This is a genomic window from Sphingomonas sp. GM_Shp_1, assembly GCF_026540895.1.
Lineage (GTDB): Bacteria > Pseudomonadota > Alphaproteobacteria > Sphingomonadales > Sphingomonadaceae > Sphingomonas.
On the sequence record NZ_JALNUR010000009.1, the window covers coordinates 91,432 to 98,706 of the forward strand.

At 67.2% G+C, this 7,275-nt stretch carries 9 protein-coding genes; 6 read left to right on the forward strand and 3 right to left on the reverse strand.

The genetic code is table 11. The features are described 5' to 3' along the window. Positions 1-31 precede the first annotated feature (31 nt). Both OXQ33_RS07155 and OXQ33_RS07160 read right to left on the reverse strand, forming a co-directional pair. Positions 32-676: a histidine phosphotransferase family protein gene (locus OXQ33_RS07155; RefSeq protein WP_267434002.1), complete on the reverse strand. Its 645-nt coding sequence runs from the start codon at positions 674-676 to the stop codon at positions 32-34. Beyond that, entirely contained in the window at positions 673-1,125 is a 453-nt protein-coding gene (locus tag OXQ33_RS07160) for a M67 family metallopeptidase (RefSeq protein WP_267434003.1), read from the reverse strand. Before OXQ33_RS07160 ends, OXQ33_RS07155 begins: the two co-directional genes overlap by 4 nt. A gap of 17 nt (positions 1,126-1,142) precedes the next feature. Between OXQ33_RS07160 and OXQ33_RS07165 the strand changes: the two genes are divergently transcribed. From OXQ33_RS07165 to OXQ33_RS07180, 4 genes are all read left to right on the forward strand, one after another. After that, positions 1,143-2,090, forward strand: a complete 948-nt coding sequence (locus OXQ33_RS07165) for an RluA family pseudouridine synthase (RefSeq protein ID WP_267434004.1) — start codon at positions 1,143-1,145, stop codon at positions 2,088-2,090. Between the two features lie 68 nt (positions 2,091-2,158). Then, the gene (rpoH, locus tag OXQ33_RS07170; RefSeq protein ID WP_007404166.1) at positions 2,159-3,064 is read left to right on the forward strand and encodes an RNA polymerase sigma factor RpoH; all 906 of its coding nucleotides are present in this window, start codon (positions 2,159-2,161) and stop codon (positions 3,062-3,064) included. Between the two features lie 2 nt (positions 3,065-3,066). Further along, entirely contained in the window at positions 3,067-4,290 is a 1,224-nt protein-coding gene (locus tag OXQ33_RS07175) for an NAD(P)/FAD-dependent oxidoreductase (protein WP_267434005.1), read from the forward strand. Between the two features lie 48 nt (positions 4,291-4,338). Then, a complete protein-coding gene (locus OXQ33_RS07180; protein WP_267434006.1) occupies positions 4,339-5,034 on the forward strand; it encodes an aspartate/glutamate racemase family protein in 696 nt (231 codons plus the stop codon). Between the two features lie 70 nt (positions 5,035-5,104). On the opposite strand, the gene OXQ33_RS07185 is transcribed toward OXQ33_RS07180, so the two are convergent. Further along, a complete protein-coding gene (locus tag OXQ33_RS07185; protein WP_007404127.1) occupies positions 5,105-5,761 on the reverse strand; it encodes an alpha/beta hydrolase in 657 nt (218 codons plus the stop codon). A gap of 109 nt (positions 5,762-5,870) precedes the next feature. Here OXQ33_RS07185 and OXQ33_RS07190 point away from each other — a divergent pair, with 109 nt between their 5' ends. Both OXQ33_RS07190 and OXQ33_RS07195 read left to right on the forward strand, forming a co-directional pair. Next, positions 5,871-6,923 (forward strand): aminotransferase class V-fold PLP-dependent enzyme, encoded by a 1,053-nt coding sequence (locus OXQ33_RS07190; RefSeq protein WP_267434012.1) that lies wholly within the window; start codon positions 5,871-5,873, stop codon positions 6,921-6,923. Beyond that, positions 6,920-7,275, forward strand: a 356-nt coding sequence (locus OXQ33_RS07195; protein ID WP_267434007.1) for an aminotransferase class V-fold PLP-dependent enzyme, incomplete at its 3' end; no start/stop codon positions are given. The genes OXQ33_RS07190 and OXQ33_RS07195, both read left to right, overlap by 4 nt.

Genomic DNA, 7,275 nt, shown 5'->3' on the forward strand with positions numbered 1-7,275 from the left:
CCCTCATGGCGCTACAAGATTAAAAGGGTGTTTACCCCGCGCGGATCGCCGCGCCCAGGATCATGGTGTTGGGGGCCGGTTCGGTGACCAGGGTCATGCCGCCATGCTCGGTCGTCAGCGTATGGACCAGAAAGGCGGGCGCGGTGCGCGACGCCAGTGGCTCGGTCCCCTGCCCCTCCATCAGCGTCCGGCGGATTTCGGGATCGAGCAAGATGCGCGGCCCCTCGATCCGGATCGCGATCTCGATCGCCTCGCGCCCAGCTTCCGCGCCGATATCGATCGTGCCGCCGCGCGCCAGCGCCTCGGTCGCGATCAGCGCCAGGTTCATCAGAATGCGGACCGCGGGCTTGGGCAGGCTGGGCTGATCGACCAGCCAGCCCAAAGTCGTGCGGCGATTGTCGACCAGCAGCCCCTCGATCGCCGCCTTGGCCTCGCCCATGTCGACCCGGTCGGCGAAGCCGCCGCCCGCCCCGAACGCCAGGCGAAAGAATTTCAGCTTGTTGGCCGAGGCGCGCGCGCTGTCCGCCAGCAATTCCATGCAGCGTTCGCGCATCGCCGGATCGGTCTCATCGGCCAGCAACTCCAGCCCGTTGTTGAGCGCCCCCACCGGCGACAGAAGATCGTGGCACAGTCGCGAACACAACAGGCTCGCGAAATCCACCGGGCTGACGTTCATGCAAAATCCCTCGACGAATGGGGCCCTTGTGGCGCGGCTGTCACATCGACGCAAGCAAGGTCGAGCGGATCGAACCGCCCATGACGCCGACCCGCCGCCACCGCGCGCCAGGCGGTGACCCCATTCCCGCCCGCGATCAACCAGATGGAGCCGTCCGCCACCGCATCGGCGGCGTCGCGCGGCGACGGCTCCGCCAGCCCGGTCGGGTGCGAATGGTAATGGCCGATGACCGCCGGACCGCCGCCCCTCGCCGCCCGGTGCGCGGCGATCAGCGCGGCGGGATCGATCTCGAACCGGTGCCATGGCTCGGCGGCGACATTGGCGCAGGGCATGGCGGCGGCGATATGATCCCCCTTGCCGAGCAGCAGCCCGCAGATTTCGCGGTCGGGCGAGGCGGCGGCGCTTTTGTCGATCAAATCCAGCGCGTCGCTTGAAATCGTTACGGTCATGCCCAATTTACTAGGCCATGGACCGGGGGGTTTCCATCATCGATGCGCGGATCGCGCCCACAGCGGACGGCTGGCGGTTGGACCGCGCGCTGGCCGATGCGGTGCCGACCCTGTCGCGCGAACGGCTGAAGGTGCTGATCGCCAGCGGCGCGGTGACGCGCGACGGCGTGATGGCGCGCGACCCCGCCAAGCGTGCGGGCGCAGGCGATCTGTTCCAGGTCGCCGTGCCCGCCCCCATTCCTGCGCATAACGAGGCGCAGGATATTCCGCTCGTCATTGCTTACGAGGACGAACACCTCATCGTCATCGACAAGCCCGCCGGGCTGGTCGTGCATCCCGCGGCGGGCAATCTCGACGGCACCCTGGTCAACGCGCTGCTGCATCATTGCGGCGGGTCGCTGTCGGGCATCGGCGGCGTCGCGCGGCCCGGCATCGTCCACCGGATCGACAAGGACACGTCCGGCCTGATGGTCGCGGCCAAGACCGACCGCACTCATGAGGGGCTGGCCAAGCAGTTCGCGGCGCACTCGATCGACCGCCGCTATCGCGCGATCACCGGCGGCATCCCCCGCCCGGCCGACGGCACGGTCGACGCGCCGCTCGCGCGCAGTCCGCAGAACCGCAAGAAGGTCGCGATCGTCCAAGGCGGCAAGCGTGCCGTCACCCACTATCGCACCATCGAAAAGCTGAACAACGCCGCGCTGGTTGAATGCCGGTTGGAGACGGGGCGCACCCATCAGGTGCGGGTGCATATGCAGTCGCTGGGTCACGCCTTGCTCGGCGACCCGGTTTATGGTAGAACAAAGGGTGCTCAAAAAGCCCTGCTCGACTCACTCGATTTCCGGCGCCAAGCCCTGCACGCGGCGCATCTGGGATTTATTCATCCCATAAGTGGCAACGCTTTGGCGTTTGAGAGCCCGATGCCGCCTGACATGCAGGAACTGTTCAGCCGGCTTCACGTATAGCAGAAGACCGCCTCGCACCCGATGACGGGACGAAACGGAATGACGCTCCAGAAAGGGAGATAAGGATCATGGCAAAAGGCAGCAACGTCCCGGCGACGATTCCTGCGCTCGGCGGGGAGCAGTCGCTCAACCGCTATCTGGCCGAGATCAAGAAATTCCCGATCCTTGCCCCGGAGCAGGAATATATGCTCGCCAAGCGCTTTCAGGAGCATGGCGATCCCGAGGCGGCGGCGCAGCTCGTCACCTCGCACCTGCGTCTCGTGGCCAAGATCGCCATGGGTTATCGCGGCTATGGCCTGCCCACCTCCGAACTGATCTCCGAGGGCAATATCGGCCTGATGCAGGGTGTGAAGAAGTTCGAGCCGGATCGCGGCTTCCGCCTCGCCACCTATGCGATGTGGTGGATCCGCGCCTCGATCCAGGAATATATCCTGCGTTCGTGGAGCCTCGTTAAGATGGGCACCACGGCGGCGCAGAAGAAGCTGTTCTTCAATCTGCGTCGGATGAAGTCGAAGCTCGACGCGTTCGAGGATGGCGACCTGCGCCCCGAGGACGTGACCAAGATCGCCACCGATCTGGGCGTCAACGAGGATGAGGTCATCAGCATGAACCGCCGCATGGCGATGGGGGGCGACACGTCGCTCAACGTCTCGATGCGCGAGGATGGCGAGGGCCAGTGGCAGGATTGGCTGGCCGATGACGCGCCGCTGCAGGACAGTGTCGTCGCCGAGCAGCAGGAGGCGGATGTCCGCCACGACATGCTGGTCAGCGCGATGGACGACCTGAACGATCGCGAGAAGCACATCCTGACCGAGCGTCGCCTGACCGACGATCCCAAGACGCTGGAAGAACTGAGCCAGGTCTACGGCGTCAGCCGCGAGCGCGTCCGCCAGATCGAGGTGCGTGCCTTCGAGAAGCTGCAAAAGGCGATGATGCGCATCGCAGGTGAAAAGCGGTTACTGGCGGCCGCCTGAGCATGACCGGCCGCACCGTCGTCATCGGCGGCGGCGCGGCCGGGATCGCGGCGGCACGGACGCTGCATGAAGCGGGACGCGATGTCCTGCTGATCGAGGCGGCGGACCGGCTGGGCGGGCGGGCGCGGAGTGCGCGCCTTCCTACGGGTCATGTCGTCGATCATGGCTGTGGCTGGCTTCACTCTGCCAGGCGAAACCCATGGACCGCCATTGCCGAGCAGGCGGGCTTCACCATCGACCGCCGCTCTCCCAACTGGCAGGTCCAGTGGAACGATCTGGGCTTTCCCCCCGACGAGAAACGCGCCTCGGGTGAAGCCTATGCCCGGTTCGAGGAAGCCGCGATGGCCGCGCTCGACGGGCGCGACCGGCCGCTGTCTGATTTCGTGGCGGCGGACGATCCGTGGCGGCCGATGATCGACGCCATATCCGGCTATGCCAATGGCGCATCGCTCGCCGAAGTGTCGCTGCATGACTGGGCGGCCTATGAGAACGCCGCCACCGACGACAATTGGGCCGTGGTCGAAGGCTATGGCACGGTCATCGTGAACCATGCGGGCGACGTGCCGGTGCGCACCGGCGTGACCGCGAGCCGGATCGACCATCGCGGCAAGACGATCCGCGTCGAAACCTCCCAGGGTACGCTTGAGGCGGAGCACGTCATTATCGCCGTTCCCACCCCGGTGCTGGCGGAAGGCAAACTCACCTTCGATCCGCCTTTGCCCGCCAAGCAGGAGGCCGCCGCCGCGCTGCCGCTCGGGATCGCGGACAAGGTCTTCCTGTCGGTCGAGGGCCCCCTGCCTTGGCCCGCCCATGCGCATCTGACCGGCAATCCGCATTGCCATTGCACCGCCAGCCACCGCCTATCGCCCTTCGGCTGGCCTATTATCGAGAGCTTCTTCGGCGGCCCCTGCGCCGAAGCCCTGGAGGAAGACGGCGCGGCGGCACAATTCGCCATCGACGAGTTGGTCGGATTGCTCGGCAACGACTGGCGACGGCGGCTTACCCCACTGGACGCAACACGCTGGCGGCATGCACCGCTGATCGGCGGCAGTTACAGCCATGCCAAGGTCGGCTACACCAAGGCGCGCCAAGCGCTGGCCGAACCGGTCGACAACCGCCTGTTCTTCGTAGGCGAGGCCTGTTCGCTGGAAGATTTCTCGACCGCGCATGGGGCTTATGAGACGGGCGTGGCGGCAGCGCGCCTGATCCTCCATTCCGCCTTGTGAGTTCGGTCCATCTCCTTATCCTGCCCGCGACAGCCATAGGATAAGCGGATGCGGACGATAGGATTGGTGGGCGGCATGAGCTGGGAAAGCTCGGCCGAATATTATCGCCTCATCAATCAGGGCGTTCGTGAGCGGCTGGGGCCGACGGCATCCGCCTCGTGCCTGCTCTGGTCCTTCAACTTCGCCGAGATCGAGGCGCTTCAGCACAAGGGCGACTGGGCCGGCCTGACCGCGCGCATGACCGATGCGGCGCAAAGGCTGGAGGCCGCCGGTGCGGATTTCCTGGTGATCTGCACCAATACCATGCACCGGACCGCGCCCGCCATCGAGGCGGCGACGGGCATTCCCCTGCTGCACATCGCCGATCCGACGGCGGAGCGGATCAAGGCGGCGGGTCTGCGCACCGTGGGGCTGCTCGGCACGGCCTTCACCATGGAGCAGGATTTCTACAAGGGGCGGCTGGCGGATCGACACGGGCTGAACGTCGTCATTCCCGATGCCGCCGACCGCGCAACGGTGCACGGGGTGATCTATGATGAATTGGTCGCAGGCCGGGTGCTGGCGCCGTCCCGCGACGCCTACCGGGCGGTCATCGAACGCCTGGTCGAACAGGGCGCCGAAGCGATCATCCTGGGATGCACCGAGATCATGCTGCTGATCGGCCCCGACGACAGCCCGGTGCCAATTTTCGATACGACCGCGCTGCATGCCCAGGCGGCCATCGACATGGCATTGGCCGACTGAGCGACCCACACACACGAAAAAGGCCCCGACTTCCGCCGAGGCCCTTTCGCTATCGCGAGGTCTTGCCCCCTCACCGGATCGGCGAGTTCGGGTCCAGCCGCATGTCCAGATACCGGTCCACCGACCCCATCAGTTCGGGCATCTCATGCTCGAAAAAGTGGTTGGCCTTGGGGATGGTATCGTGATGGATGGTGATGTGCTTCTGGGTGCGCAGCTTGTCGACCAGCTTCTGGGTCGCCGCCGGGGTCGCGACCTCGTCGGCCTCGCCCTGGATGATGATGCCCGAGGAGGGACAGGGCGCCAGGAAGGTGAAGTCGTACATGTTGGCCGGCGGCGCGACCGAGATGAAGCCGCGGATCTCCGGGCGACGCATCAGCAGCTGCATGCCGATCCACGCGCCGAAGCTGACGCCCGCGATCCAGGTGGTCGAGGCCTCCGGGTGGAAGCTCTGCACCCAGTCGAGCGCGGAGGCCGCGTCGGACAGTTCGCCGATGCCGTTGTCGAACGTCCCCTGGCTCTTGCCCACGCCGCGAAAGTTGAAGCGCAGCGTGGCGAAACCGCGCCGCTGAAAGGTCTTGTAGAGTTCCTGGACGATGCGGTTGTTCATCGTGCCGCCCGCATTGGGATGCGGGTGCAGGATCATCGCGACGGGCGCGCGCGGACGGGGAGCGGGAGCGAAACGGCCTTCGAGGCGGCCTTCGGGGCCGGGGAAAATGACTTCGGGCATCAAAACTCGCCGATCTGGATCGCGCTGGTGGAGCGCCGGGAACCTTGCGCTATATAGGCGGCAGGCCCCTTTTCGCAATTGTTCGATCATTCCAGCTAGGCAACGAACCCTGTCCCGTCTTTACCTCGACCATGCCGCGACGACTCCGATGACCGACGCGGCCCGTGCCGCCTTGGCGCAAGGCTGCGCGATCTGGGCCAACCCCTCCTCCCCCCATGCCGAGGGGCGCGCTGCCAAGCGCGCGCTGGAGGATGCGCGGGGAAGCATCGCCCGCTCGCTCGGCTGGGGGCACGACATCCTGTTCACCAGCGGGGCGAGCGAATCCCTGTCCATCGCACTGACCCGGTCGATGGCAGAGCGTCGCTTCGTCGGAGCCATCGACCATGACGCGGTGCTGCGCGCCGCCCCCGATGCGATCGTCATACCGGTCGGCCCCGATGGCATATTGCGCCTGCCCGACCTCGGCGGCCCCCGCGCGGTCGTGACGGTGCAATGGGCCAATAGCGAAACCGGTGTTCGCCAGCCCATCGCGCAACTGGCGGAGGCGATCCATGCCAGCGGCCACATCCTGCTGGTCGACGCCGCGCAAATGCCTGCGGGTGCCGACCCGGAGGTGATCGACCATGCCGACCTGGTCGCCCTGTCGGCGCACAAGCGGGGCGGGCCGCCGGGGATCGGCGCGCTGCTGGTCCGCGACCTGGCGCTGCTGGCCCCGACCGGGGGGCAGGAGCGCGGCTATCGCCCCGGCACGGAGAATATGCCGGGCGTACTGGGCTATGCCGCCGCGCTCGCCGAGCCGGAGCCCGACCATGCCGAGCTGCGCGCGTACCTGGACGATGCGATCCGCCGCTCTGGCGGCATCGTCGTCGCGGACGCCAGCCGCCGCCATCCCGCCATCGCCAGCTATCACATGCCCGGCAAGCCCTCCGCGGCGCAGTTGATCCAGTTCGACCTCGCGCAAATCTCGGTCTCGGCGGGCAGCGCCTGTGCCAGCGGCAGCCTGAAGCCCAGCCATGTCCTGTCCGCGCTCGGCTGGAGCGTGGAGGCGGGGCGCGAGGTGGTGCGGGTCAGCTTCGGCCGGACGACGACACGCGACGATGTCGACCGCTTCGTCGTCGCCTGGCGCGCCATCGCGCGGGGCAAGCGGGTGGAGGCGGCATGATCTATCTCGATTATCAGGCGACGACTCCGCTCGCCCCCGAAGCGCTGAAGGCGATGCTGCCCTGGCTGGAACAGGGACACGCCAACCCCCATTCCCCCCACCGCGCCGGGCGGCAGGCGCGCGCGGCGGTGGAGGTGGCGCGCGATCAGGTGGCGGCGCTGTTCCCCTCTGGCGGACGGGTGGTGTTCACCGGCGGCGCGACCGAGGCGCTGAACTGGGCGATCAAGGGCGCGACCGGCGGGATCGTGACGACCGCCATCGAACATGCCGCCGTGCTCGACACCGCGCACGCGACCGGGCGGCCGCTGACCGTGCTGCCGGTCGATGGCGAGGGCTTGGTCGCGGCAGGCCA

What these genes read in the sequence shown, in the direction of transcription:
- OXQ33_RS07155 (WP_267434002.1), bottom strand. Translation starts at nt 676, where the DNA reads ATGAACGTCAGCCCGGTGGATTTCGCGAGCCTGTTGTGTTCGCGACTG.
- OXQ33_RS07160 (WP_267434003.1), bottom strand. Translation starts at nt 1,125, where the DNA reads ATGACCGTAACGATTTCAAGCGACGCGCTGGATTTGATCGACAAAAGC.
- OXQ33_RS07165 (WP_267434004.1), top strand. Translation starts at nt 1,143, where the DNA reads ATGGACCGGGGGGTTTCCATCATCGATGCGCGGATCGCGCCCACAGCG.
- rpoH (WP_007404166.1), top strand. Translation starts at nt 2,159, where the DNA reads ATGGCAAAAGGCAGCAACGTCCCGGCGACGATTCCTGCGCTCGGCGGG.
- OXQ33_RS07175 (WP_267434005.1), top strand. Translation starts at nt 3,067, where the DNA reads ATGACCGGCCGCACCGTCGTCATCGGCGGCGGCGCGGCCGGGATCGCG.
- OXQ33_RS07180 (WP_267434006.1), top strand. Translation starts at nt 4,339, where the DNA reads ATGCGGACGATAGGATTGGTGGGCGGCATGAGCTGGGAAAGCTCGGCC.
- OXQ33_RS07185 (WP_007404127.1), bottom strand. Translation starts at nt 5,761, where the DNA reads ATGCCCGAAGTCATTTTCCCCGGCCCCGAAGGCCGCCTCGAAGGCCGT.